The following is a 26,036-nucleotide window of genomic DNA, read 5'->3' as shown; positions in this document are numbered from 1 at the left end:
AGTAACTACAACGAAACGCTTCTCGCCTCGAAACAGCTCTATCCCTCCAGCATTTGCCATCGAAACCCCACACCCAGCGGCTTCACCCCATTCACCAGCTTCTCCAGAAACTCTTCTCCCTCGGCATCCGGCTCCACGCTCAGATACAGCAGAATCTCTACCGGCTTCCACGCCGACTCCGGAAAATCAGCCGCCAACTGCCCTGAATCCCAGTACGCCAGGTACACATTCACCCGCTCCTGCAGCGCCAGAATCCGCGCCTCATCGCCCCAGGGCAGCGTATCCACCATCCCAAGAACGACATTCCCCTCCGGAGCAAACGCGACAAGATCAACGACCTCTCGCGTCCCTTCCGTCACAACCTCTTCCATCTCTTCGGCCAAAACACCCTCCCGCTTAAACACCTGCCCAAGAACTCTTGTCCAGCAACTTCTTGCCCAGCAACCTAATGTGCAACGAAATGAGCTACTTAATGCTCAGCAACTCAACGTGCAGAGCCTCAATGTGCGCAACTCAATGCGCCCCCCTCAACTCGATGCGCAGCCCCTCAACAGAAGCCCGCGAAGGCACCATTCTCTCTCAACACCACAGTCCCACCCGTACAAAATTGTCATCCACTCGCAAAGCGAGGCTCCAGCTTGTCGCTCGAACAGCCACTCCCACCCGTTCCGCCACACAAACCCTCAGCGCCCTTTGCGTCGGGGCTTTCCCTTCACCTCACCACGACCACCACCAGCCAGCAGCGCTTCCCAATGCAACACCCCCACCGGAGGCCCTTCCACCGCCTTCCGAATCGCCAGCCTCGCCATCTTCTCTACGATCCACTCAAAGTTCTTCTCCCCCACCGAATCGCGATCCGCATCCGGAGCCGGGTTCATAAAGTCGATCGCATACGGCACACCATCTTCCACGCCAAACTCCACCGTGTTCAGGTCATACCCCAACGCCCGGCAAAGCGTCAGCGCGTCTTTCTCCACCCGCGCCAGCAACGCCGCGTCATACTCCGGCGGATCAAGCACGTAACGGTTCTCATGCGGCTGACGAGGATCGTACGGCATCACCAGCACATCCTCCCGCCCCACCACATAGCAGCGGAAGTACTCCTTGAAACCCACCGCCGCCTGCAGCGTCATCGTCATATCGCGCGTCTGGTCATAGGCGGCAAAGAACTCCGCGCGATCATGAACAGGAAACACATCCCGCCATCCCCCGCCGTCATGCGGCTTCAGGAACGCAGGAAACCTCACATACTCAAAGATCGCGTCCCAATCCAGCGGATACTCCAGGTTCCTCACCGACTGCTCATTCATCTGCGGCGGATACTCCTTATGCGGCAGCAGCACCGTCCTCGGCACGGCCACACCCGCCTTCTCCGCCAGGCAGTAGTTGAAAAACTTATCGTCCGCGCTCCACCAGAACGGGTTGTTGATCACATACGTCCCGGTCAACACCGCGTTCTTCAGATACGACCGGTAGAACGGCATGTCATGCGAGATACGGTCAACGATCACGGCATAGCCACAGGGCTTCGCCATCTCCACCGCACCCAGCTTCACAAACTCAGCCCGAATGTCTTCCCCGGCAAGATCGGCCGCAAGCGAGTTGATCCGCTCGACCAGCGCTCCAGGAAACGTATTCTCCATCCCAAACAAAACACCAATCTTCTTCAAACCCACCTCATTCCAAGCCCGGCGAACTCACAAACGACGAAGCCCTATGCCACCAACAAATCTCTGCCAACAAATCCCTTCGCGAACCTTGGCGCCCTCAGCGTCGAAGCGTCCCTCTCCTGGCCAACCATCCGCCTGCCCCGAAGCGGGAACTACCCCCTCCCCCTCATCTCCCTCTGTTACTCTGACCCAACGCCGCGGTACAAGGTTGCGTCTTCCCTGCAGTGAATCCCTTGCATACATTGAATCTCGGAACGCTGCCCTTCGAAGGCGCACCTCTCGACAGCCCGCACCACGCTGCCGACACCGATCAGTACGCTCTCGACGAGAATCCCCGCTACCGCATCCTTCGCGGCTTCGCCTCACGCTACCTCACCGATACACGCGACGTTCGCATCTATCTCCCCGAGGCGTATCTCTCCGACCCCACACGCAACTTCCCTGTCTTCTACCTCCACGACGGACAGAATCTCTTCGACGGCCGCACCAGCTACATGCCCGGCCACACCTGGCGCGCGCACCTCACCGCCGACCGCCTTACCGCCGAAGGCCGCATCGAACCCATCATCCTCGTTGGCGTCGACAATGCCGGCGACCGCCGCATGGCCGAGTACACCCCCACCCGCGACCCCGAGTACGGTGGCGGCGAAGGCCCCCTCTACGGTCGCATGATCGTCGACGAACTCAAGCCCATCCTTGACACCACCCTCCGCACCCTCCGCGACGCACCCAACACCGCGCTCGGCGGCTCCTCCCTCGGCGGCCTGCTCTCTCTCTTCCTTGGCCTGCAGTATCCCAACGTCTTCGGCAAACTCGCCGTCCTCTCCCCCAGCGTCTGGTGGGACCACCGCTCCATCCTGCACACCATCGGCGCCCCCCGCCGCTTCTCGATCCCCCGCTTCGCGAGCAACCCTCCCGCCGAACCCACCCCGCCTCGCGCCCGCATCTGGCTCGACATGGGAACCGCCGAAGGTTTGCGCCACCTCCGCGACTGCGATGTCCTCGCCCGCCGCCTCTCCACCCGGGGCTGGCTCCCCGGCCAGGAACTCTCCTACACCCGCTTCCCAGACGCCGTTCATAACGAAGATGCCTGGGCCGACCGCTTCGGACAGGTGCTGGCGTTCCTCTTCCCCGCGCATTAAATCGTTTCAAAACACGCGGAAACACACCGCAAAATTGCGTATTTTCTTGCCTCCAGGCCGAAAATCGGGGATAATAAATCGTTCGGAACATAGCGTCCGTCCGCCGTGTTGACTCTGATTCCACGGCGCGGCAGTCACCCTGAACAACAAAAGTTTTGTACTTTGAGAGGAATTTCCCTGTGTTGATGATCCGCCTGGCGCGCGTTGGCGCCCGTAAGCAGCCGCACTATCGCGTCGTCGTAATCGAGAAGGATCGTGCCCGCAATGGCCGTTCGATCGAAGTGGTCGGCACCTACAACCCCCGCACCGAACCCGCGTCAGTACTGCTCAAGACCGACCGTCTCGCCTACTGGACCGAGAAGGGCGCACAGATGTCGGAGATCGTTGCCAAGCTGGCGAAGAACTACCAGCCTGCAGCTCCGGCAACTGAAACCGCTGTAGCCTAAAGTAACTTCCGAACGTAATCAATGGGTGGTGACTCGTAATGCGGCCTTTGTGCCCAAAGAGTTCCACCCATTCACGTTTTCCTCGCGTATTCTCCTTTTTGAAAGCATTGTTCTCCTCGGGCCCACCAGACATACGATCCTCTCGCTTGAGCATCTAAAACTGGAAATCGTCGGCGGACATGCAGCACCCGGGAAGCTGAAAACTTTCTGTTGTTCGCCAAAAGATTCCCATTTTGGGAAAATGAAGCGAAAGGGTGCGATCCCCTTCAGAGGTGTCTGAGTGAGTGAAGTTGGAGATACTCCGAACGTGAATGGAGTCAACGAAATGAAAGCATTGATGACGGAAGTTGCTCGTGCTCTTGTCGATGACTCCGACGCGGTTCGGATTGAAGTGCTCGAAGAAAACGATGCCACGGTTCTGCGCTTGTTCGTTTCACCGAATGACGTAGGCAAAGTCATTGGAAAACAGGGTCGTACGGCCCGTTCACTGCGAACCATCCTTTCCGCAGCCAGCATGAAGCTTCAGCACCGTTATGCGCTGGATATTGTTGAAGCTGATGACATGGCGGCAGCAGCCGAATAACCGTAACCTCCTTCGAAAGAAGACCTTCTATCAAAGCCCTCGCATACTGCGAGGGCTTTTCCTTACACTGCATACTGTGACCGACACCGCTGAAACAAAATGGATTGCGATTGCCGAGCTTCTACGCCCCCAGGGACGTCGCGGTGAAGTACTTGCCGAACCACTGACGGACCTCGACGAGATGTTTGCCGAGGGCCGCGAAATCTGGCTGGCCAAGGAAGAATCTGCCATCGTATTCGCGAGCCCGCGCAAGCTGGAGTCGCACTTCTTCCCCACCGGACGCAACGCCGGACGCATCGTGATGAAGCTCTCCGGCTCCGAGTCCATCAACGACGCCGAGACGCTATCCGGCCTGCAGGTTTTCATCCCTGCCGAAGAGATGCCAGAGCTCGAGCCCGACACCTGGTACGTGCGCGATCTCGTGGGATCGACGCTCTTCGACGCAGGCAAACTCGTGGGCGAGATCGTTGATGTGCAGTTTGCCGTCGCCGCCGATGGGCGTACACGGCTCGGTGATGCTGCGCCGCTGCTGGAAGTGCAACCCCTCCATGATGGCGAAGAAGAGCACGATACGCTGCTGATACCGCTGGTCGCTGCCTGGATCGACAGCGTCGACGTGGAGGAGAAGACCATCCGCATGAACCTGCCTCCGGGCCTTACGGAGGCCTAGCCCATGCGTTTCGACGTTCTCACGATCTTCCCCAACTTCTTTCGCGACATCTTCTCGCACGGCGTGCTGCAACGCGCGCTGCGCAACGGCCTGGCCGAGGCGCACACCCACGACCTTCGCTACTTTACGCATGACCGCCATCGCACGGTGGACGACCGTCCGTTCGGTGGCGGCGAAGGCATGGTGCTGAAGGCGCAGCCGATCCTGGAAGCCGCAGCCGCGCTTGGCATCACGCCCAAGTCAGAGCGTGACCTCAGTCGCGAGTCGGTGATTCTGCTGTCGGCGTCGGGCAAAAAGTTCACGCAGGGCATCGCGCGTGAGCTTTCGAAGCTGGAACGCATCACGCTGATCTGCGGACGCTACGAAGGCGTGGACGAACGCATCACCGATCTGCTCTGCGACCGCGAGCTTTCGATCGGCGACTACGTGCTGACCGGCGGCGAGTTGCCAGCAGCCATCCTAATCGATTCGACGGTCCGGCTGATTCCGGGCGTGCTGGGCCACGAGGACTCAAACCGCTACGAGAGCTTTGGCGAAGGCGATACCGGAGACACGCGCAACGACGTCGACGGCGTGCCCCGCTCTACCCACGGTGCAGGTGGGCTTCTGGATTATCCGCACTATACGCGGCCTGCGAACCTCGCCGGAGCCAGCATCCCCGAAGCTCTCTCCGGAGGCGATCACGTCGTGATTCGCCGCTGGCGGCGTGAGGCGGCTCTCGAAAAGACAGCCCGCAACCGCCCGGACCTGCTGGAAAAGGCTGAACTGGCCGATACCGACCGAAAATTTCTCTCTCGCCTGCCGCTTGAGGGACACAAAGAGTAACGGTTTTTTCAAAACCGTGGTAGACTAAACCCTGCGACTACAAAGCAAGGATTCGTATCATGTCCATCAACCCGATCATGCAGAAGCTGGCTGAGAAGCACCAGCGCACCGATCTTCCTGAGTTTGGCCCTGGCGACACCATTCGCGTCCAGGTGAAGATCAAGGAAGGCGAAAAAGAACGCCTGCAGGCCTTTGAAGGCCTGGTCATTGCGTGCCGCAAGGGACCGCAAGGATCGTTCACAGTTCGCAAGATGAGCTTCGGCCAGGGCGTCGAGCGCATCTTCCCCTACAACTCGAAGGTTGTCGATAAGATCGAGAAGATTCGCTCGTTCCGCGTCCGCCGTTCGAAGCTGTTCTACATCCGCGCTCTGCGTGGTAAGGCTGCCCGCCTGAAGGAAGTTGCGCGTAAAGCGTAGACTTCCCTTCGGCAACTGCCGAAATCTGTCCTAAAGCTAAGCGGCGATCCCTCGGGATCGCCGCTTAGCTTTGTTCGTTTCCGTTACTTTGCGGGCGTGGCGGCAACAGATGCGGTTGATGCGCTCAGCGCCTTGCGAGCAGCCTCGGCCCTGGCGATCGAGACGCACGGCTGCGGCGGTGCGACCTGCCCCGGAAGCACAGGCGGCGCGGGCATACGCATCTCGCCCTTTTCGCAGGCTTTCATCAGCAGGGTTGGCTGCAGGTTGGTCGGAACGGGCGGAGCTTCGATACCTGCGATCTGCTGATTCACATGGCTTCCCGGCCAGGTGTAGGGCGAACGTGTTGTTTCGCCGTACCCCACAACGGGATAGTGTGACGGCAGTTGGAACTCGCGGTTGACGAGCACGAACGCCGACTCCGGGTTCTTGCCCAGAAGACGCTTATCACTGGAGAGTTGCAGCGTATGGTCGTCGGCCTTCACCGTCAGGGTAGGGCCGTCGAAGGCCTTGGGCTGCTCCTTTGAGCCGGGGAAAGCGTGGTTGGAAACCACGGTTACGCCCATCCCCGGAACGTAGAGGTAGATGAACTTCAAGTCGGAGATCTCGTAGTTCATCGCCGCCTTGCCCACAACGCCGTCCACCGTGAAGGTGCCACGGCTGATGGAAATCGGCGTCATCTTAGGCGGTTTTACCTTTTCCGAGTGGATCTTCTTGCCCTTATCGTCATAGCCGAGCGCGGATGCGGTTTGAAAGAGCGGCTTGCCACTCTCTTCAAAGGCCGGGTTGCCGTGCTTGTCGCGCTGCTGCTTTACCGGCGGGTTGAACATCGGCTTGCCGTCCGGGTCGAGGCGCTGCTTGCCTTCCTCGTCGAGCATTGGGGTTGGGGTGAGGGAAATTAGCTCCTTCGGCCCAACGTACACTTCCTTCTTACCTTGCTTCACATAGAGCGGGCCCTTGAAACTGCCAGCGACGGGAGCCACTTCAGCCTTCGGCGCGTCTGCTGCGTTGGCAGCGTCGGCGGCCACAGGCTCTGTTGGAGAAGGTGAGGCGGGAGCCGTCGCTGCGGGTGGGGGCGTTGGTTCGCTTGCCTGCGAGTAGGCTCGAGGCACCACGAACAGCGCAATAGGCAGAACGGCCAGGACAAAAAGCTGAGGTCCACGAGGCATCATCAAACTCCAGGGCCGCAGACGCTTCGACTGAGCGGCGGCGGGCAAGATAAGGGTTTGCCACGGAGAATACGCTCCGGTGGTGTGTATATGGTGAAAAATACAGGCAAAGCAGCGGCATGGGGCTACCACAAAGTGGTTATGGCTTCGGAGTCGCTACAGGGTTTGCGGTCTGTGCCGCTGGAGCAGTTGCCGGGGTGCTCGCAGGCTGATCCGCCGTTGCGGGCTTGTTGCCTGCTGCTGGAGCAGGCGTAGCCGTCGCCGCAGGCTTCGCTTCCGGAGCAGGTGTGGCGGGAGCGGCGGTGACGTCTCCATTGTCGGAGCAGCGTACGCCCTGCTCACAGCCCTGGCTCTGCAGGCGAGGCTTCAACTCATCAACAATCGCAGGGGCATCTGCGCGAACGCCAAGCTGCTTCTCTTCCGCCTTGCTGCCCGGCCAGACGTATGGCGCTACGCGGGTCGCACCGTATCCGAAGACCGGGAAGGTGGCGTGAGGCAGGATATAGCTGCGGTCGACGGCGACAAACGCCGCCTCCGGCTTGTTGCCGATGAGAGATTTGGCCGAAGAAACCTTCAGCGTGTGCTCTTCCACCTGCACCGTCAGCGAATTTCCACGGAAGGCACCGGCTTCTTTGATCGCGCCGGGGAACGGGCCGTTTGAGACGATGACGACGCCTGTGTCCGGCACATACATGTACAGGTAGTGGAGTTCGCCGATGTCGTAGTTGAGCCGCACCTTGCCCACGATGCCGTCCACCATGAGTGCACCGCGCTCAAGGGTCAGGTTGGCCTTGCGGGCGACGTACTCCTTCGGAGCGCGCAAACGGTGACCGTGTGCGTCGTAGCCGAGATCGTCAGCGGTCTGGAAGACAGGCTTATCCCCCTTGAAGACGGGCTTGCCGTGCGCGTCGCGCAGTTGCAGCGTCGGCGGATAGAACATCGGCTTGCCGGTGGCGTCCACACGCTGCACGCCAAGTTCGTCGAGCATAGGCTTGCCGGGGATTTCGATGACCGGAGCTGCGGCCTTAAGCTGGGATTTCCGCCCGGAGTTCTTCCGTACAGGCGCAGGAGCGTCGGCAATCTCTCCGCTAGGCTGCGGTGGGACGTCGGCTGCGGCGGTGACAGGTTCCGGCTCAGGAGCCGGTGCAGGCGTGCTCTTCACAGGCCCGGGAGCAGCGCTCATGGAGGGCGCTCCGGCGATGGACGAAGAGGTTGCGCCTGCTTCGGGCTGGTGATTGAAGAGCACGATGCGGCGAGGCGCTGCGGGAGGAGCCTGGGGCGCGGGAGACGGCGCGGGGAAGTCAGTGGCTACGGCAGCGGCTTCCGCGGCGGCGGAGTGCCCTGCCTGCAGGAAGACCGGCGGAGCCGGCCGCTGGGTTGCGGCAGGAGCTGCGCCGGGCGCAGCAGAGGTGGTAGCAGGTGCTGCAGAGGCAATCGGCGGCGCCTGCGCGTAAACAGGGGCGGCTTGTGCAGAAGCTGGAGCCGAAGTAGCAGCCGCAGAAGGCTGCGCGGACTGCGACGTCGCGGCTGGCTGGGCGTAGAGACCCGGCGAAGTGGCCGGTTGCTGCAGGATCGTGCTGCTGCTGCCGCTGGCGGGAGTCGAGGACGGTGCGGGCTGGCTCGCGGTGTCGGCGTTCGGACGGAGGCTGATGCGCTTCGCGGGAGCGTCCTGCGCGTGCGTGATGCCGCTGGCAGAGACGCACAGCACGCCTGCTGCAGCTAACCAGCCGCGCTTCCATCGCCGAGATTGTGATGCCATCGCCATGTTGATCCTGAAGACAGGGAGGAAGGCCGCAACCGCGAACGGCCGCCCTTCCGCTTTCTTCATTTTTCTTTACAAGCTTTCATCATTTTCGCTTACAAACTGCGGGGAGATACCTTCAGATTACCCGATTAGGGGCTTCCTCTACACTTAAGTTGGAACGCACTCTCGCGCGACTACAACCTACTGACACGATTGGACAATGGGCTCACTTTTCCGTATTCCGCAGCCGACCGGCGTGACCAAAGCGACGGCCAAACAGAAGATGCTCAAGCAGCTTGTGTGCTCCAGCGCGCCGGAAGAGGCGCTGCGCTACCACGGCTACAAAGTCATTGCGGGCGTGGATGAGGTGGGGCGGGGAGCGCTCTATGGGCCGGTTGTGGCGGCGGCCGCGATTCTGCCCGAGGGCAGCGAAGATCTGCAGCGCATGGGGCTGACGGACTCCAAACAGTTGGACGAAGCGCAACGCGAGGCGCTCGACAAAGAGATTCGTGCAAAGGCGATTGCGTTTGCGATCGCCGAGGTCGATGCGGAGACGATCGACCGCATCAACATCTATCAGGCATCGCGACTGGCGATGCTTAGAGCCGTGCAGCAGCTTGCCGTCGCGCCGGACCACATCATTCTGGACGCGATGCTGATCGACCACCCATGCGCCCAGACGAAGCTCTACTACGGCGATGCGTTGTGCCTGTCGATTGCGGCGGCTTCTGTTGTAGCCAAGGTGCATCGCGATGCGCTGATGCGGGAGGCGGACCTGATCTATCCGCAGTACGGGCTGGCCGCGCACAAGGGCTATGGCACGCGGGTGCACGGCGATGCCCTGCGAAAGTATGGGCCGACGCCGCTGCATCGGCAGAGCTTTGCTCCCGTGGCGGCGCTGAATCGCGAAGCCGCGCTCGCCGACAGGATCGACTCTGCCGATCTTCTCTTCGGCGACGAACCGGCGTAGTTTTCGCGGTGAAATGAGCTCCCTGCCGCGCTACCATAGGAGGTCTATGGCACTTCGGCTACTCTGCGTCTGCGCACATCCTGATGACGAATGTTTTGCTTTCGGCGGAGCTTTGGCTCTGGCCGCTGACCGCGGCGCTGAAACCTCGGTGATCTGCCTGACGGATGGTCAGGCGGCGACGTACCGTGGCAGCGCGAGCTCCAGCAAAGAGCTGGGCGCGATGCGCCGCGCAGAGTTTGAAGCGTCCTGCAAGGTGCTTGGTGTGAAGAACGCGGAGCTGCTGGATTATCAGGACGCCCGGCTGGAGTTCGAGTCGCTCTCGTCACTCGGCGAAGTGCTCGTCAAGCGTATCCGCGCACTCCGTCCGCACGTCATCATCACCTTCGGCGGCGAGGGCGCGCTGAACACGCACGCTGACCATACGACGGTCTCTGCCGCAACGACAGCGGCGTTCCACTGGGCAGGGCACCCGAAGCGCTACCCCGAAGCTGGCGACCTCTTCCAGCCGCAGCGGTTGTATTACCTGAGTGGCAACTTTGTGCTGCCCGAGCGCCACGCTCCCCTGCTGGCTCCGTGGACCTGCACGCTGGATGTTCGCAACGTCTTCGAGCGTAAGCAGGAGGCGTTCCGCCAACATGTTTCACAGGCTCCGGTGATGCACGCAACGGCGGATGTCTTTGCCAAGCACGGCGGGGAAGAACGCTACACGCTGGCCGCAGCAACCGTGCCGCAGCCAGCGCGTCCATCCACTGACTTATTTGAAGGCGTAGCGGACGTCTAGTTAACGCTCCAGACCCCACTCGTTCACCCAATGGAAGCCGCGATCCAGCAACGGATAGTGCGACGGCACAGGTGTGCGCACGAGCATGATCGTTACGGGTACAAACGGCTTTGCCGGTGCCTTGATTTTCGGATCACTCTTCGGTGCCGTGGCTATTAGCTGCAGGTGCTGGCTGTCCGGCATCGTGTAGCTGTAGTCACGGCCACCTTCCACATAGACACGGACGTTGACGGTCTTCGCCGTGGGATCTGTGTTGAGCCGCGTGCGCCAGAGCTCGCCATCGACACCGCGCGTGAACGCACGCACAGCGGTGTCGACGTAGAGGTCGGTGATGGGCTGCTTCTCCGGCGTCAACAGCGCACCGGCAGGGTTGCTGGTGGCGACGATATGCCACGCACCGAGCAGGTCGGTGGGCTTGTGCGCGTTCTTCACCGACGCCATGTAGCCATAGCCTTCCATCCCCGGCATGACAACGAGGATAGCCACGACGTAGACGATCTCTATGGTGCGCGTCGTAATGCGGAACGCCTTACGCTGGACCGGCGGAATCCATATGCCCGTGGGAGCGGACGGCTTATGCTTCCAGAAGAAGCCCCACAACGACTTGATGTCGGGCAGGCAGATGAAGAGCAACGCCAGCAGCAGATTGGCGGCAAAGATCTTCACCGGAACATCAAAGAAGAGGTTGTAGAGCAGCACGTTCGTCATCACGAACGCGGAGAGTAACGCTCCAGCCAGGGCCGTGCGCCGGAAGAGCAGAAGCACGCCACCCATAAGCTCCGCAGCGCCGCAGATCATCTCGTACCAAGGGTTGAGCCCGATGCTGATCCACAGCAACGTCATCGGAGAGAGATTGCCGACGGGCTCATTGAGAATGGCGATGGAAGGCGGCGCCATCTGCATGGGAAAGAGCTTTGCCGTGCCGTAGGAGAACATGAAGAGCGCACAGGTGAGGCGCAGCAGAAAACGCAGCCAGGCGTAGAGCATCTGGTACTCGACCCGCTTGCCGCGCAGGTGCGAAAGGATCGTCCAGACAATGGCTCCGCCTAGCGCAAAGGCGAGGAAGACACCCTGCAGAATCCATTGCACGGCGGTGTCGCCCGAGCCCGTCGGATGAAAGTGAGCCCCGATGCCCTGCACATGAAACAGGTGTGCGGCCAACCACACGCTCAGGTGCTGGAACGGCCACTCAATCCCCGTGCTGATCCAATTACCGACGACGGGAAAGAGCTCCAGCAAGGAGCCGTTCCCGAAGGCAAACAGAAAGCAGAAGAAGAACAAAAACGCGAAGCGAAAGAGAAAGCGCGTAAGAGGAGTCCAGTGAACAGGCTGCGCTTCAAGCGGAGCGGCAGTGTCAACGATCATGCGTTGTCCTTGTCGTGCAAAAGATTTCAGAGCGATATTCTGCAGATCATATCGCCGTCAGGCCTTCTTCACGCAAGCTTTTCTCTAACGCAACTGGAACTCCGGTGAGCCCATGACCAACGCAGACAATACGTTGAGCGCCTGCACGGGATCGCCTTCGCCCTGGCGAACCATCTCGGCCTGAATCAACTGGTTGGTCTGCGACGAGACAGGCGTCCCCATCATCGTGGCTTCAAGCACGCGCATCGTTACCTGAGATCCCGTACTCAACGTTGCAGGAGCGGGCTTTTGCATGGGTGCGGCCTGCTGTTCTTCCCCGGCCCATGCCACACGCTTTGCAGGCGCAGCGTGCGTAGCCGATACTGGCGAGGAGGCTGGCATCGGCTGCGGAGCGGCGATCTGCCCGGCTCCTGAAGGCGTCATCAGACCGATCGCCAGCAGCTTCGGCGCATCGAACTTCTGTCCGCCGTAACGGCCGGTCGTGAGGTTGTAGCTAAAGTTCAAACGGTCCTTCAACGCGTTGGAGTTCATCCAGACATCTGCCGTCAGGTAGTAGCCCGTCGGCTCCAGCTTGGCGTAGAGCGGCTCGCCCAACTCTTTGATCGAGTTCACGAGCTGCGATGGATTGTCGGGCGTCGTCGCCGTTGCACGAAACGCAGAGGCGACGAACTCTTCCGGCGTCTTCACCTTGTTGTGGAAGTACTGCCTGGCGTTGAACTCGGGCGAGTGCGCGAGCGTACGTAACATCGCTTTGATGTCGCCATCGGAGTCCATGTAGGTCTTCTCAAGCCGCGCCACAAGCGCGTCTGGAGGTGTGTCCGCAAGGAAGTACTGCGCCATGAGGTAAGAGACAAAGTGCGCGGTCTTCGGGCTTGCCGCCAGTATCTTCAGCGCAGTAATTCCCTGCTTCATGCTGGCGGCGGTGGCAACGTCATCGCTCGGCCCAAAGGCCTGCTTCGGAATCGGATCGCCTGGCTTCAACTTCGTGGCCATGCCGTCGTCATCGATGCGGTAACCGAGCCAGTACTTCGGCCCGGGTTCATGCCGCCTTGGGTCAAACGCGAAGCCGCCGCCCTGGTTGGCGCGGTCCACACCCCAGCCGGTGAGGATCGCCGAGAGCGTTGTAACGTCTGCCTGCGAGTAGCCGCCGTTGACGCTCAGCGTGTGAAGTTCCATCACCTCACGGCCGTAGTTTTCGTTCAATCCCTTGTTACCGCGCTTGCTGTTCGGGTTCTTCGGATCGACGCCGTTCGCCAGTGAATCAGGACCGATCGACTGATAGTTGTCGAGATAAACCATCATCGCCGGAGACTCCGCTGTGGCCAGCAGCAGGTCGCTGAACTTGCCCAGCGCGTTCTTGCGAATCACATCGCGCTCATAGCTGGCGGTGTACCACTGGTCGCCGTCCTTCGGCATGTAGACGTTGAAGTGGTTGAACCAGAAGTTCGTCATCACCTGCTCGAGTTGCCGCTCGCTCAGGATGTCGCGCAGCATCCGTGCCTGCGAAAGCTCGTCGCGAAGGAAGTAGGCCGAGTTCGTCTCTCCGCTCATGGCGATGAAGGTCTCGCGTTCGCGCGGGTTGAAGTCGGCAAAGAGCATCCGACGCTGCTCACCGCTCAGGCTGCCGTTGCGGGTGAGCGCGATGCGATCGTCGACCGGCATCTTCACGATCGCCGCCATCCGCTCATTCTTCGGCAACACCAGCAGACCAGCCGCAAGCCGCGTTGCGGCTTCCTTCTCCTGCTTCTTCTTTGCGGCAATCTCGTCGTCACTCAGGATGGGCTTGGGTACCACCGTGCCATCGGGCGCACGGTGCGTTCGCGAAGCCTGATACTTCGCCACCTGCACCTCCATCACGGCGTTCGTCAGCGGATCAGCCGGAAAAGGAATCTTGCCGTCCGAAGTCATGTTCACCTGCGACACGAACGGATAAACCGCCATCGCGCTGCTTGGAGACATGTTCAACGTGGGGAAATCAGCCAGACGTTTCGTGAGAGCGGCGTCCTTGTAGCTATCGGGATTAAGCTGCTGCTCCAGCCACTTGTCCGTACCCATGGCAAGGACGCGGTCGACGTCGCCGGGGCGCGGACCGTAGGCGAAGCGATTGAGCAGTTGTACGGCGCGTTCACGCTGGCTCAACGAAGCCAACTCAGCGTGGGCTGCAGGCTTCGGAGGGAACGCGGCCTTGCTCTTGCCCGCGAAAGTCTGGGCTGCATGCATCTGCGCCGGCGTCGGAGGTGGCGCCTCATTCTGCATCGACGGCGCGTCCTGCTGCGTCGCCGCGTCGGTCATCATTTGCGAGTGCGCGATCGCACCCGATGCCACCATGCTCGAAAGAACTAACGCCAGCGGAATCAGCTTCATCGCAAAACACCTCGATCGCTACGGAGGAATTCTCAACCTGTGAGAACCCCGCTGGCAAATGCAAGTTGCTTAGGCGGGCTTCAACACAGGGCGTTTTTTGTACTTTTTGATCAGCGTCCAGGCAATACGAGCGAGCATGAGCGCAAAAAACACGATGGTGTCGGCCATCGGCGCCTTGACGCCAGCCTTCACCGACCACCAGAAGTGCATGAGCGCGAGGAAGCCAGCGAGATACACCAGACGGTGCAACCGCTGCCAGTTCTTGCCGCCCATCGCTCGCAGGACGCGTTGCGGGCTGGTGATGGTCAGGGCCAGGAGAATCGTCCAGGTGAGCAGGCCGACCTGGATGAACTTGCGCTTCAGCAGATCGTCCCAAATCGTCGGCCAGACCAGCGAAAGCTGGTGGAAAGGCTCGCCGTAGTGGTGCGCTTTCAGACCTTCCAACGCTGTCGGAACGTCATAGCCCGAGAAAAGGAAGACGTAGATGAGCAGATGCAACGTCGCGTAGAAGAACGCGTAGAGCCCCACCATGCGACGGAAGCGGATCAGCCAGCCGAGCTTCGGTGACAGGCGGCGCAGCGGTGTGATGGCAAGATCGGCCAGCAGAATCCAGAGCGCCCAGTTGCCGGTGAAGTGCGTCATGTACTGCACAGGGTCGGTGAGCTCGACGAGCGCGCCCGAGTGATACATCTGCAGCAGCTTCAAGAACGGCAGCAGACAAAGTACATGCACGACGGCCTTCAGCCAGGGGATCGCTTTGGACGGCATCCGACTCCTCTAGAAAAATTTCTTGAGATCCATCCCAGCATACAGCCCGGCGACTTCATTGCCATAGCCGTTGAAGGGCAGCGTCGGGATCGTCTTCGGGAAGAGGCTGTTGGTGGAGTCAAGGCGGCGTTCATGCGCCTGCGACCAGCGCGGGTGGTCAACGTACGGGTTCACGTTGGAGTAGAAGCCGTACTCGCTGGGAGCCATCTGGTTCCACGTCGTATCCGGCTGCTTGTCCGTAAAGCGAATCTTCACGATCGACTTCGCGCTCTTGAAGCCGTACTTCCACGGCACGATCACGCGGATCGGTGCGCCCTGCTGGTTCGCGAGCGTTTCTCCGTAGCTGCCGAAGGTCAGCAGCGTCAGCGGATTCATCGCTTCGTCCATACGCAGGCCTTCGACGTAGGGCCAGTCAAAGCCGCTGGGCAGCTTCTCCTGCTTAGAGTCTGCGAGAGAGACAAACTGCACGAACTTCGCGCTGGGCAAAGGGTTAGCGGCCTTGATGAGTTCAGCGAGCGGATAGCCGTCCCACGGGATCACCATCGACCACGCCTCGACGCAGCGGAAGCGGTAGACGCGCTGCTCGAGCGGGCGATAGCGCAGCACGGTGTCGATATCGAAGGTGAGCGGCTTCTGAATCAGCCCTTCGATCTTGATCGTCCACGGCCGCGTGTGCAGCGAGCCAGCGTTCTCCGAGGGATCGCTCTTGTCCGTGCCGAACTCGTAAAAGTTGTTGTAGCTCTGGGCCTTGCCCTGCGGTGTCATCTGCTCGTTTACGACGTACTTGCCGTTCGGCGTGACGGCGAGCTTGTTGAGTGCGAAGGCCTTAGCAGGAAGCAGCGCGGCTCCTGCCACAGCGCCCATGCCCATCAGCACTTCGCGGCGGCTGCGCTGAAACGCCCGCACCGTGTCCCTCGGAGTAATTTCGCTGGAAGGAATTTCCTGGGTTGTTCTGATCAGCATCGGCCTGTCCTCCTGAGGACGTTCGTTCGGGTGATATCCCGTCGAGCAGCACCCTCATCATATCGACGCACCAGAGAGAGTTATAGATTCTCTTTCGGCGAGCTTCGGCGCATGAAAAAAATCACCGAGCCGACGACCGCGATGACAAGCGTCAGCCAGATCTGGCTGGCAGCCTTCGTACGGCTGGCCACAATGTACGCAAAACCGCACAACGCAAGCAGTGGAGGCAGCGGATACAGCCACATACGGAACGGTCGGCGCGCCTGCGGGCAGCGCTTGCGCCACAGCATTACGCCGACGTGCTGCATGGAGAACTGCAGCAGGATGCGCAGCACCACCAGCGCGGCGATGACGTCACCAAGCGAAAAGAAGCAGCATACGCAGGCGACTACGGCGAGCGCTACGAGCGAGACCAGCGGGAACTCGCCGCGGCGATCAAGCTTCGCGAACAGCCGCAGAAAGTTGCCGTCCTTCGCCGCCGCGTACGGGATGCGTGAGTAGCCGAGCAGTAGTGAAAAGACACTTGCAAACGCCGTCACCATCACAAGCATCGCCGCCAGCTTTGCCAACGCCATCGCACGCACTGCGCCGAGCACGGGGAGCCACGCCTTCATCATGAAGACCGAGAGCAGGGCACGGCGTGCGCCGAGACTCTGTGCGCCGAGCATCTCAGGCGCTCCCATCACGCTGAGAACGCTGGCGTTCAGCGCGACGTACAGCACCGCCACAATGAAGATGGAACCAACGACCACGCGCGGAATTGTGCGCTCAGGGTCGCGCACCTCCGCGCCGAGAAACGTGACGTTGTAATAGCCCCAGTAGTCGTATGTGGCGACGAGCATCGCAGAGCCAAGCCCGGCAAAGAACGCTCCGTCGAGGTGCCAGGCACCGGGCGGGAACGCCACCACCTGCGACCAGTGTCCGCGCAACGCGCCGGTCGCGCAGGAGAAGGCGATGGTGGCGAGCACAATCGTCAACAGGCTGAACGAGAGCACACGCAGCTTGCCTACGCTGCGCATCTGCAGCAGCACGGCGACAACGACGACGACCATCGCGAGCAACGTGGTGCGGCTGGCTCCCATGCCAAAGCTATAGGCGCCGAGGTGCGTTACATGCATCGCCGGTTCGCTGGCCAACGACGGCCACAGAAAGCTCGCATACTGCGCGAGCCCGATACATCCGCTGGCGACGCTCAGCGGTGCGCTGAAGCAGAGTTGAAAGACGAAGAGGAAGCTGAGCCAGCGGCCCCAGCGGCCGGGAAACATCTCCACCAGGTATGCGTACGTCCCGCCAGCCTGCGGCATCGCTGCGCCAAGCTCGGCCCACACCAGACCGTCGCAAACAGCGAGCAACGCGCCCAGCAACCAGCCGAGCATCGCCTGCGGCCCGCCCATCGCGGCAAGTAGCAGAGGCAGCGTCAGGAACGGGCCGACGCCGATCATGTCAAGCAGGTTGAGCTCCAACGCGCCTCGCGCGGTGAGCGTCCGCTCCAGCCTGCCGTTCTGGGTTTGCATCGTCACGCTCTGCCCAGTCTATGCAAATGCGCGCAGAAACACTCTGCGCCCTGGGCAAGTTGTGCGAATCTAACCACCATGCGCCGCCGTTTTGCTCCGCTCGCCTTTGCGACCCTTTTTGCCGCGACCGCTTCGCCTGTCCTCGCGAAAGCCCAGGCCCCAGCCCACTTTACAGACCCTGCCAACCTGGCCCGCGAACGCGTGGAGCCACGCGATGGCCGTGAGTTGCCGGTCGATCAGGGACGGCGCGGGTTGGAGCAGATGCTGCGTCGCATCAGCACGCGAGCCTCCGTGCTGAACATCGTCGCGCACCCCGACGACGAAGATGGCGGCATGTTGACCTTCTACGCTCGCGGCATGGGAGCGCAGGTGGCAGATCTTTCGCTGACGCGTGGCGAAGGCGGACAGAACGCCATGACCGGCGACTTCGAGGACGCACTCGGCCTGCTGCGTACGCAGGAGCTGCTCGCGAACGACCGCTACACCGGCGTCTCGCAGATGTTCGGCACCGAGGTGGACTTCGGTTTCTCCAAGACCAAGGCCGAGACCTTCGGCAAGTGGACCCACGAGCGCGTGCTCTACGATGCCGTGCGTGCCATCCGCATCTTCCGCCCGCTCGTACTCACCAGTACATGGATTGGCGGCGTCACGGACGGCCACGGACAGCACCAGGTCTCGGGAGAGATTACGCAGGAGGCGTTCCTCGCTGCGGGTGATCCGAAGGTCTTCCCGGAGATGGAGCAGGAAGGCATCTACCCGTGGAAGCCGCTGCGCGTTTACGCGCGCGTGCCGCATAGCGCCATCAGCGAAAAGGGTCTCTACGACTACGCGACGAACCAGTATGTGCCTGCGGAGTTTCACAACTACGTCTCCGGCAAGGACTCACCCACCTCGCCAAGCACCGATGTGATCGTCCACGAAGGCAATACCGATCCGTTGCTCTCTGCTGAGGGTGAGGCTCCGGTCAGCTACATTCAGTTTGCTCGTCGCGGCCTCAGCGAGCAGAAGTCCCAGATGGGGCCGGGGATGCGCTCCGCTCCGGCTGGAGCTTTCGACGTGGCCTATCACCTGTACGGCTCGCGAATCTGCGGTTCCGCCGAATCTCTCGCAAGCTGCATTCAGCCTGCGTACGCGGCGAACGACAACGGACAAGCCGACTTCTTCCACGGCATCGACACCAGCATCGCAGGCATCGCCGATCTCGCGCCGAACGCTCCGGCATCCCTACGCAAGATCCTGCAGAGGGTCGCCGACCTTCTCGCACAGGCAAACACAAAGGAGCAGGCAGGCGATCTGGAAGGCGTCAGCAAGCTGCTGCAAAGCAGCGTAGATCACATAGACACTGCACTCCACACCCTCACCGACCCACACACCAGAGGGATCGATTTTGCTCCGCATCTTGACGACGCGGAAGGCTTCGGCAACATCTCCCAGGAGGAGTTTGCAAGCCTCTCCCATGAGCTTCTCGTAAAGCATAGCCAGCTTGAAGAAGCTCGAATGTTTGCACTGAATATTCAAGCCGAAGCCACCATCTCCACCCCGTCGAATGATCTCGAGACCGGCTCTCCCTTCACCATCCATCTCAAGGTGAAGAGCCCATCCGATTCCCCGCACGGCGGCAAGCTATCAAATACCTGGGTTGCATCCACCCATCAAACGCACATGGCAACAGACGGCACGGATGTCTTTGAGGTTTCCGCAGCAGAGGCCGGGCGGTTCCCGACAACGCTCCCTTACTTCCATCGGGCAAATGTCGAACAGCCTTACTACGACGTTACCGATACCGCGCTACGCAATGCGCCGCTCGCCCCCGCACCGCTCATCGTCAACGAGTCATTCATGAGCCACACAGGGGGGCGGATTGAGCTGCCATTCGCAGTCAACGCCGAAGGCACCCTGCAACCGATTCAATTCGTGCCGAATGATCCAGCCGAGCGGAAGCGCATCCGATCTGTTGGCTATGACGATCTGCCGCGCACGAACTTCATCGAACGCCCGGCGAGGTTCGCCCCCCCAGCCAATCTGCAGCTTCCGAAAAAACGTCGCATCGCTTACCTCCCCGGCACCGGAGACTCCGTTCCTGACGCCCTCGCGGCCATCGGACTGCCTGTCACGAAGCTGGAAGTCTCCGACCTGACTCAGGCAGGACTCGCGGACTTCGACACGGTCATCCTCGGCGTCCGCACATACGCCGCACATCCTGATCTGCATGGCGCGCCGACACAGGCGTTGCTCGACTTCGCACGCGATGGCGGCAACGTTGTTGTGCAGTATCAGACGATGGAGTACACCGCCGCAGACGCTCCCTTCCCTCTCTCGCTCGGAGCGAATGAGAAGGTTGTGGACGAGACTGCTGCGGTAAAACTGCTGAGTGCACAGGATCCGTTACTCACCACGCCGAATCACATCACATCTGCTGACTTCAACGGCTGGATCGAAGAACGCGGTCACGGCTTCATGGCGACGTGGGACCCACAGTACACAGCGCTGACCGAGACACACGACCCAGGAGCACCTGCAGAACACATCCTGCCGCAAAAGCCGCAGCTTGGTGGCCTGCTGACGGCGAAGGTTGGCAAAGGCCACTACACCTACGTGGCTTTCGCTCTCTACCGTCAGTTCCCCGAAGCGGTTCCCGGCGCGTTCCGTCTCTTTGCGAACCTGCTCAGCCAGTAAGAAAAGCAACTGCAGCAGCAGAAACGGCCTCCCGCTGGGGAGGCCGTTTCTGCTGTGTTGCCGTGGTGCTTACTTCTTGCGGGTGGTGTGATGAACCGTCGTCTTCGCCGGGGTCGTCTTCGGCGTAACAATGCTGGCCGTGGTCATGGTGATCATCAGCGGGGTCTGCGTGTAGGAGTCATACGTTCCCTGCAGGTTGACCTTGTCGCCAGCCACAGGAAGCGTCTTGAGCGGTTCCTTCATGTTGAAGGTCATGTCCGCACGCTTCTCCTGCACAGCCGAGTCCGAGGCCGAAACCACCACCTGGCTGTCGGTTGCCGAAACAACCGTAGCACCGGGGATCTCAACGCTCTTACCCTTCACCGTAGCGAAGACCTTGTCCGCATCTTCCGGCTTGCCGTACTGAAGGACGAACTCCTTGTCAGAAAGCGCCAGCGTTGCCAGATCAGGCGTCGTTGCAATCAGGTTCGCAACGATGTCAGCAGGCTTGGGAGCAGGCTTGACCGTCGTGCCGAGATCGGCAGGCGGGTCGATATTGGTCTTCGTCATCGCCTGCAGAGCGTCGTAACCGTCCTTCGAGCCGTGGTACTTCGTGTAGCAGTAGGTCGCCAGCGGCTGGATCTGCGGCTTGTAAGCATCGGGCGCAAACGACAGCGCGCGCGTTGCGTACCAGGCGCAGTTCAGGTAATCCGGCGGGGTCGAGGTGTAGTAGGCCTGGGCAAGCGTGAAGACGTCCTGCAGCACAGGGCTGGCCTTCATGGTGTCGTCAGGATCAGCCGCAAGCTCGGCCTTCAGCGCAGCGATCGCCGTGGGGTTGTCCTTCTTCGCGAGCGCAGCAGCAGCCAGAGCAGACTCGAAGGTCGGCTTGGTGGCCTTCTGCAGAGCCGTAAAGTCGGCTTCCGCAACGTCAGCCGGCTTGGTGGCGCTCAGACCCTGGTTGGCGTACTTGGCAGCCGTGTCGAGACCAGCAGACTTCGCAGCCGGATCCGTCAGCTTCTCAGCATCCGCACGGCGGTAGTACACCTCGAGCGTGAGAGCGCGCAGGTTGTTCGGCTCAGCCGCAACTACACGGTCAGCCGTTGCGAGCGTGTTGGCCTGATCACCAGCCTGGTTGTAGGCAAAAAGCATCTGGTTCAGCACCTGGCCCTTTACGGCCGAGTTCGGATACTGCTTCAGGTACGCCTCAAACGCCTGGGCCTTGGCTGCGGGAGTGGTCTGCGTGTTGGCATTGTTGTATGCCGCGTACTCCGCTTCCGACATCTGCACCTGGCCACTAGCCTGCGCAGCGGGTTGGGGACTCTGCGCGACAGCAAGGGAAAACGCCGGAACTGCACCGGTCAGGGTCAGCAGCGACGCTAGGACGACCTTCTTCATAAAGCGAACTCCTCGAACTTTTAGTATGTCGGTTTTCGATCAAGCGCGAACTTCGCGCCGGGAGAGCAAAGCGTGGTTTTCTGCCACACCAGAACCTACGCTGGATGATGCGGATTATAGAAACCGTGTTGCTCCGACGCAACTTATCCCCGGTTTTCCTTCTCCGCCGGAAGCGTTTCCAGCGCCCTGCAGGCGTCTCGCGAGCCCTTCACAACCGCTATTTCCTTAGACACCGGACAGGGCAATTTCGTTTTCTCTTCGTTCCCACTGCCACAAAGACGGTGCAACTTGCAAATCTACCGTCCGCGACATCCAGCATTTTTCCGCGTCGACAGCACAATATCTGGGCATTGGTACGCCTTATCCACAACATCTCGCGCAAAACGGGTTGCCGCGCTTGGTTCCGCCTCTTAGCATTTCCCTATACATTCCCGACGGGTTTCTTCCGTCCTGTGAGGTTCGACCGCGTGCTGAAGCTCAAAAAAGTTCAGATTCTTGGCTTCAAATCCTTCTGTGACCGTACGGAAGTGCAGTTGACTGGCGAAGGCATTGCCGCCATCGTAGGCCCGAACGGCTGCGGAAAATCGAATATCTCTGACGCCATCACCTGGGTTCTCGGTGAACAGAGCGCCAAGAGCCTGCGCGGCATCAAGATGGAAGACGTCATCTTTGCCGGCACACGCGACCGTAAGCCGACCGGCATGGCGGAAGTGTCGCTCACGCTCGTCGACCCCGAGGTCTACGACGGCCAGACGCTTGCGGAGGGCGAACCTGAAGTCATCATCACCGACGAGCATCCCGCCGAGGTCGCGCTGAAGGCCAACGGCGACTGGGACGAGGCGGCTCTGCGCGCACAGATCGCGCAGGAGACCGAAGAGGCCGTCACCGAAGCGCAGCCCGGTCAGACCTACGAAGCGAAGGTTCCCAAGAAGCGCAAGCCGGTGCTCCCCGAGAACGCAACGCCAGACCAGATGGAAGTGTACGAAGCCTCGCTGGCAGAGTACGAAGCGCAGCAGGCAGAGCCGCAGCAGCCCGAGGTTTCAGACACAGAAGCGCCCGAGGGCGAAGCTGCCGAGGCCACGCTTTCCCCACGCGCGGACAACGTCATTCTGAAGATTCGCCGCCGCAAGTTCGGCCGCACGCCGGTTCGCGCCGGTGAAGTTACCGTGACGCGTCGACTCTTCCGCTCCGGCGACTCCGAGTACCTGCTTAACGGCAAGATCTGCCGTCTGTCGGACATCAAGGACATCTTCATGGGCACCGGTCTTGGCGGCGAAAGCTACGCCATCATCGGGCAGGAGCGCATCGGCCAGCTGCTCAGCTCGAAGCCGCACGACCGCCGCTCGATCATCGAAGAAGCGGCTGGCATCACGCGCTTCAAGACGAAGAAGCGGCTCGCCGAGCTTCGCCTGGAGTCGGCCAAGCAGAACCTCTCGCGCGTAAACGACATCTTCGAAGAAGTTACCCGGCAGATGGGTTCGCTGAAGCGCCAGGCCGCAAAGGCCGAGCGCTATCGCGAGGTGCAGACCGAGTTGCGCGGCAAGCTGCGCACCACACTGGCGTCTCGACTGACGCAGATGGACGCAGACCAGTCTGCAACCGCTGCCGAGATCGCACGCCTCGCTGGCCTGATCGACGAACAGTCTGCAGGGCTCGACGAGATGGACGCAGAGCACACCACCGGTGTCGCACGAGGGTATGAGCTGGACGGTGTGATCCGCGAAGCAAACTCCCGGGCCAACTCTTCGGCGGTGGAGCTTGAGCGCATCACAGCGCGCACGAACGCCAACAACGACCGCATCCAGGACCTCACCGAGCGTTCCGAGACCGGCAGCGAAGAGCGCAAGCAGGCACAGGCTCAACTGGCCACGCTGACCGCTGAGCTCGAGCAGCAGAAGGCTTTTCTGGAAGGCGCGAACAACGAAGCCAGCGGCGCTCGCGAAATGGCGCAGGCGCAGACCGCGCAGGCTCAGGCTGCAACGCGCGATGTGCTAACCGCCGAAGCCACCGCGGAAAACCAGCGTCGTCAGGCAGTGAGCGCCATGCAACGCGTCTCGCAGGCCAATAACGAAATCGCACAGGCTGAAGCAGGTCTGCAGGGCCTTGATCGCGAGAACGAGCGTCTGGATGCTGAAGCCAACTCCGCCCGCGCCGAACTGGAGCAGATCGGCCAGCAGCGCGGACAGGCGAAGATGACGTTCGAAGACGTCACCGAGCGACTGAAGCGTCTCGAGAACGAGATCGCTGAGGTGCGTACGCAGCTCAGCATGAAGCGCGAGGAGGAGACACAGTCGCGCAAGCGTTCGAACGAGCTGCGTGCCGAGATGGCGACGCTGACAGGACGCCACACCTCGCTCGAAGCACTCATCAACGAGCACTCGTACTCGACCGACACGGTTCGCAACATCTTCCGCGCAAACCAGAAGCGCAACGACAGCAACCTTGCTCCCGTTGGAACGCTTGCCGACTTCCTCGAAGTCGACGGCAAGTACGAGCAGGTGGTCGACGAGTTCCTGCGCGACGAGTTGAACTACATCGTCGTGAAGAGCTGGGACGCAGCCGAGGCCGGCATGGCCATGCTGCAATCCGAGGTCGAAGGACGCGCCACCTTCCTCGTGCATCCGAACGATGCGCAGTCCACCTTCCCTATCGCAGACGGTATGAGTGCATCTTCTTCACCGAACGGCGAAGGTGTCGTCGCGCTGAAGGACACCATCCGCGTACTCGATGGCTTTGGCAAATCGCTGGAAGTGATTCTGCCCCGTCTGCGCGAAGGCTTTATCGCACCGGACAACGCCACCGCTCGTGCGCTGGCGCTTGCCAACCCGCAGAGCTTCTTCCTCGGGCCGAACGGCGAGACGTTCAACAACGTAACAGTCACCGGTGGGCGTCCTCGTTCGCAGGGTCCGCTGGCGTTGAAGCGCGAGCTTGCAGAGGTACAGACGAAGCTCGACGCAGTGGAAGCAGAGCTCTCCCGCAATGAGACAGCGACGCTGACGTTGACGCGCGACATCGCAGAGCTGACCGCGATGCTTGAGAACAAGCAGGCCGAGCGCCGCGACGCTGAGCGCGAATCCGCCAACCAGGGCGCAGCGCTGCGGCAGATGGAGTCCGAAGCAAGCCGCATCCAGTCACGTCTGCAGCAGTACGAACTCGCACAGGGACGTAACAAGGACCAGCGCACGCAGCGTGAAGAGCTGATCGGTCGCAAGCGGGCCGATGCAGAGCGTTTTGCAGGCGAGCAGACGGGCCTGGAGCAGCAGGTGGAAGAGCTGACCGCACGCATCTCGCAGATGCGTGCCGACCGCGAAGACCTGCAGGCTGCAGCTTCCGAAGCCAACGCCATGCTTGCAGGCATCGAAGAGCGCCGTCGCAATGCGAACGCCACCTTCGAGCAGACTAATCGCCTCTTCCAGACACAGCAGCAGCGCATTCAACAGCTTGATTCGCAGCTTGCCAATGCACAGTCCGAGAAGGCCCGCCGCGAAGAAGAGAACATCGCCTTCGAGTCGCAGCACACGGAACTCACCGAGATGCGCCAGCAAGCGGTTGCAGAGTCCGAGGTGCTTTCTGCCGAAGCGTCGACGTTGCGCGCACGCATCGGCGAACTCGACACCAAGCTGCGCGCTCTGCGTGGTGATACCGAAGGTCTTCGCGAGCAGCGCTCGACGCTGACCGCAAAGACCGCAAAGCTCACCTCGGACATCGAGTACCTCGAGGCCACCTGCCTCAACGACCTCGGCGTGGAGGCCTCTGCACTGCGCGAAGACGAGTCAATCGAACGCATCGAAGGCGATGCCCTCACCGATCAGGAAGAGTCTGCGCGCACCCTGAAGGGCAGGCTTGAGGCAATGGGCCCGGTGAACATGATGGCGCTCGAAGAGTACGCCGAGACCGCGCAGCGCCACGAGTTCCTCGAAACGCAGCGCACCGACCTCATCGACTCCATCGAGAACACGCAGGCCTCGATCAAGGAGATCGACGAGATCTCGCGCGAGAAGTTCGAAGAAGCCTTCAAGGTGATCAACGACAACTTCTCCACCACGTTCACGAAGCTCTTCGGGGGCGGACAGGCGTTCATGAAGCTGACGGATCCGGAAGCCAACGGCAAGAGCGATCTTTCGGGCATCGACATCATCGCGTCGCCGCCGGGCAAGAAGCTGCAGAACGTGCTGCTGCTTTCGGGTGGAGAGAAGGCGCTCACCGCACTCTCGCTGCTGGTCGGCATCTTCCAGTTCCAGCCCGCACCGTTCTGCATCCTGGACGAAGTCGATGCTCCGCTGGACGAAACCAACGTGGGCCGCTTTGCTCGCTTGATCTCGGATATGAGCTCGACGACGCAGTTCGTCGTCATCACCCACTCAAAGCGCACGATGGAGCAGGCCGACGTGATGTACGGCGTGACCATGCAGGAGCCCGGTGTCTCGAAGATCGTCTCCGTTTCACTCGGTGGCCGCTCGCAGGGCAAGGAATCACGCTCCGCGCAACAGGCGGCTTAGGACTGTGGCGTGCGACGGGCAAAACGTCCGCCGCACGCAATGTTCAGAATCTTTTGCATTTTGGATCTCGTCTCATAACGTAGTACCGATCACGAGAACA

At 61.0% G+C, this 26,036-nt stretch carries 20 protein-coding genes; 10 read left to right on the top strand and 10 right to left on the bottom strand.

The annotated features are described in order from the left end of the window. Nucleotides 1–38: 38 nt before the first annotated feature. Both PW792_03995 and PW792_03990 read right to left on the bottom strand, forming a co-directional pair. Nucleotides 39–404, bottom strand: coding sequence for a hypothetical protein (locus PW792_03995; protein MDE1161093.1), 366 nt, complete (start codon nt 402–404; stop codon nt 39–41). Between the two features lie 279 nt (nt 405–683). After that, nucleotides 684–1,670, bottom strand: coding sequence for a hypothetical protein (locus tag PW792_03990; protein MDE1161092.1), 987 nt, complete (start codon nt 1,668–1,670; stop codon nt 684–686). A gap of 233 nt (nt 1,671–1,903) precedes the next feature. Between PW792_03990 and PW792_03985 the strand changes: the two genes are divergently transcribed. The 6 genes from PW792_03985 (at nt 1,904) to rplS (ending at nt 5,752) form a co-directional block, all read left to right on the top strand. Then, entirely contained in the window at nt 1,904–2,812 is a 909-nt protein-coding gene (locus tag PW792_03985) for an alpha/beta hydrolase-fold protein (protein ID MDE1161091.1), read from the top strand. 185 nt (nt 2,813–2,997) lie between these two features. After that, entirely contained in the window at nt 2,998–3,258 is a 261-nt protein-coding gene (rpsP, locus tag PW792_03980; GenBank protein MDE1161090.1) for a 30S ribosomal protein S16, read from the top strand. A gap of 325 nt (nt 3,259–3,583) precedes the next feature. Beyond that, on the top strand, nt 3,584–3,841 hold the full coding sequence (locus tag PW792_03975) for a KH domain-containing protein (protein MDE1161089.1): 258 nt from the start codon (nt 3,584–3,586) through the stop codon (nt 3,839–3,841). Between the two features lie 76 nt (nt 3,842–3,917). Beyond that, a complete protein-coding gene (gene rimM / locus PW792_03970; protein ID MDE1161088.1) occupies nt 3,918–4,511 on the top strand; it encodes a ribosome maturation factor RimM in 594 nt (197 codons plus the stop codon). Between the two features lie 3 nt (nt 4,512–4,514). After that, nucleotides 4,515–5,336, top strand: coding sequence for a tRNA (guanosine(37)-N1)-methyltransferase TrmD (trmD, locus tag PW792_03965; GenBank protein ID MDE1161087.1), 822 nt, complete (start codon nt 4,515–4,517; stop codon nt 5,334–5,336). A 65-nt stretch (nt 5,337–5,401) separates the two neighbouring features. Continuing rightward, a complete protein-coding gene (gene rplS / locus PW792_03960) occupies nt 5,402–5,752 on the top strand; it encodes a 50S ribosomal protein L19 (protein ID MDE1161086.1) in 351 nt (116 codons plus the stop codon). Between the two features lie 83 nt (nt 5,753–5,835). Here rplS and PW792_03955 read toward each other — a convergent pair whose 3' ends face one another. Then, on the bottom strand, nt 5,836–6,921 hold the full coding sequence (locus tag PW792_03955; GenBank protein MDE1161085.1) for a hypothetical protein: 1,086 nt from the start codon (nt 6,919–6,921) through the stop codon (nt 5,836–5,838). A 136-nt stretch (nt 6,922–7,057) separates the two neighbouring features. Next, nucleotides 7,058–8,677, bottom strand: a complete 1,620-nt coding sequence (locus tag PW792_03950) for a hypothetical protein (GenBank protein ID MDE1161084.1) — start codon at nt 8,675–8,677, stop codon at nt 7,058–7,060. Between the two features lie 205 nt (nt 8,678–8,882). On the opposite strand from PW792_03950, the gene PW792_03945 reads away from it, so the two are divergent. Beyond that, nucleotides 8,883–9,632, top strand: a complete 750-nt coding sequence (locus PW792_03945) for a ribonuclease HII (protein ID MDE1161083.1) — start codon at nt 8,883–8,885, stop codon at nt 9,630–9,632. Nucleotides 9,633–9,678: 46 nt separating this feature from the next. Continuing rightward, on the top strand, nt 9,679–10,413 hold the full coding sequence (locus PW792_03940; GenBank protein MDE1161082.1) for a PIG-L family deacetylase: 735 nt from the start codon (nt 9,679–9,681) through the stop codon (nt 10,411–10,413). Here PW792_03940 and PW792_03935 read toward each other — a convergent pair whose 3' ends face one another. The 5 genes from PW792_03935 to PW792_03915 all read right to left on the bottom strand — a co-directional run bounded on the left by PW792_03935 (nt 10,414) and on the right by PW792_03915 (nt 17,387). Further along, nucleotides 10,414–11,778, bottom strand: a complete 1,365-nt coding sequence (locus PW792_03935; GenBank protein ID MDE1161081.1) for a hypothetical protein — start codon at nt 11,776–11,778, stop codon at nt 10,414–10,416. An 84-nt stretch (nt 11,779–11,862) separates the two neighbouring features. Next, the gene (locus tag PW792_03930; GenBank protein ID MDE1161080.1) at nt 11,863–14,142 is read right to left on the bottom strand and encodes a DUF1800 family protein; all 2,280 of its coding nucleotides are present in this window, start codon (nt 14,140–14,142) and stop codon (nt 11,863–11,865) included. Between the two features lie 69 nt (nt 14,143–14,211). Beyond that, nucleotides 14,212–14,910: a sulfoxide reductase heme-binding subunit YedZ gene (locus tag PW792_03925; GenBank protein MDE1161079.1), complete on the bottom strand. Its 699-nt coding sequence runs from the start codon at nt 14,908–14,910 to the stop codon at nt 14,212–14,214. 9 nt (nt 14,911–14,919) lie between these two features. Further along, the gene (msrP, locus tag PW792_03920; protein MDE1161078.1) at nt 14,920–15,873 is read right to left on the bottom strand and encodes a protein-methionine-sulfoxide reductase catalytic subunit MsrP; all 954 of its coding nucleotides are present in this window, start codon (nt 15,871–15,873) and stop codon (nt 14,920–14,922) included. A gap of 80 nt (nt 15,874–15,953) precedes the next feature. Then, entirely contained in the window at nt 15,954–17,387 is a 1,434-nt protein-coding gene (locus PW792_03915) for an APC family permease (protein MDE1161077.1), read from the bottom strand. A 78-nt stretch (nt 17,388–17,465) separates the two neighbouring features. Between PW792_03915 and PW792_03910 the strand changes: the two genes are divergently transcribed. Continuing rightward, nucleotides 17,466–20,063: a PIG-L family deacetylase gene (locus tag PW792_03910; protein ID MDE1161076.1), complete on the top strand. Its 2,598-nt coding sequence runs from the start codon at nt 17,466–17,468 to the stop codon at nt 20,061–20,063. A gap of 69 nt (nt 20,064–20,132) precedes the next feature. On the opposite strand, the gene PW792_03905 is transcribed toward PW792_03910, so the two are convergent. After that, a complete protein-coding gene (locus PW792_03905) occupies nt 20,133–21,437 on the bottom strand; it encodes a hypothetical protein (protein MDE1161075.1) in 1,305 nt (434 codons plus the stop codon). Between the two features lie 467 nt (nt 21,438–21,904). On the opposite strand from PW792_03905, the gene smc reads away from it, so the two are divergent. Then, on the top strand, nt 21,905–25,936 hold the full coding sequence (smc, locus tag PW792_03900; protein ID MDE1161074.1) for a chromosome segregation protein SMC: 4,032 nt from the start codon (nt 21,905–21,907) through the stop codon (nt 25,934–25,936). The last annotated feature ends 100 nt before the right edge of the window (nt 25,937–26,036 follow it).

Source organism: Acidobacteriaceae bacterium (assembly GCA_028283655.1).
Taxonomy (GTDB): domain Bacteria; phylum Acidobacteriota; class Terriglobia; order Terriglobales; family Acidobacteriaceae; genus Granulicella.
This window is presented reverse-complemented; position numbering and strand designations above follow the sequence as displayed.

Coding starts and splice junctions, on each gene's coding strand:
- rpsP (MDE1161090.1), top strand. CDS start 2,998: ATGATCCGCCTGGCGCGCGTTGGCGCCCGTAAGCAGCCGCACTATCGC.
- PW792_03975 (MDE1161089.1), top strand. CDS start 3,584: ATGAAAGCATTGATGACGGAAGTTGCTCGTGCTCTTGTCGATGACTCC.
- trmD (MDE1161087.1), top strand. CDS start 4,515: ATGCGTTTCGACGTTCTCACGATCTTCCCCAACTTCTTTCGCGACATC.
- PW792_03955 (MDE1161085.1), bottom strand. CDS start 6,921: ATGATGCCTCGTGGACCTCAGCTTTTTGTCCTGGCCGTTCTGCCTATT.
- PW792_03950 (MDE1161084.1), bottom strand. CDS start 8,677: ATGGCATCACAATCTCGGCGATGGAAGCGCGGCTGGTTAGCTGCAGCA.
- PW792_03945 (MDE1161083.1), top strand. CDS start 8,883: ATGGGCTCACTTTTCCGTATTCCGCAGCCGACCGGCGTGACCAAAGCG.
- PW792_03940 (MDE1161082.1), top strand. CDS start 9,679: ATGGCACTTCGGCTACTCTGCGTCTGCGCACATCCTGATGACGAATGT.
- PW792_03935 (MDE1161081.1), bottom strand. CDS start 11,778: ATGATCGTTGACACTGCCGCTCCGCTTGAAGCGCAGCCTGTTCACTGG.
- PW792_03930 (MDE1161080.1), bottom strand. CDS start 14,142: ATGAAGCTGATTCCGCTGGCGTTAGTTCTTTCGAGCATGGTGGCATCG.
- PW792_03925 (MDE1161079.1), bottom strand. CDS start 14,910: ATGCCGTCCAAAGCGATCCCCTGGCTGAAGGCCGTCGTGCATGTACTT.
- msrP (MDE1161078.1), bottom strand. CDS start 15,873: ATGCTGATCAGAACAACCCAGGAAATTCCTTCCAGCGAAATTACTCCG.
- PW792_03915 (MDE1161077.1), bottom strand. CDS start 17,387: ATGCAAACCCAGAACGGCAGGCTGGAGCGGACGCTCACCGCGCGAGGC.
- PW792_03910 (MDE1161076.1), top strand. CDS start 17,466: ATGCGCCGCCGTTTTGCTCCGCTCGCCTTTGCGACCCTTTTTGCCGCG.
- PW792_03905 (MDE1161075.1), bottom strand. CDS start 21,437: ATGAAGAAGGTCGTCCTAGCGTCGCTGCTGACCCTGACCGGTGCAGTT.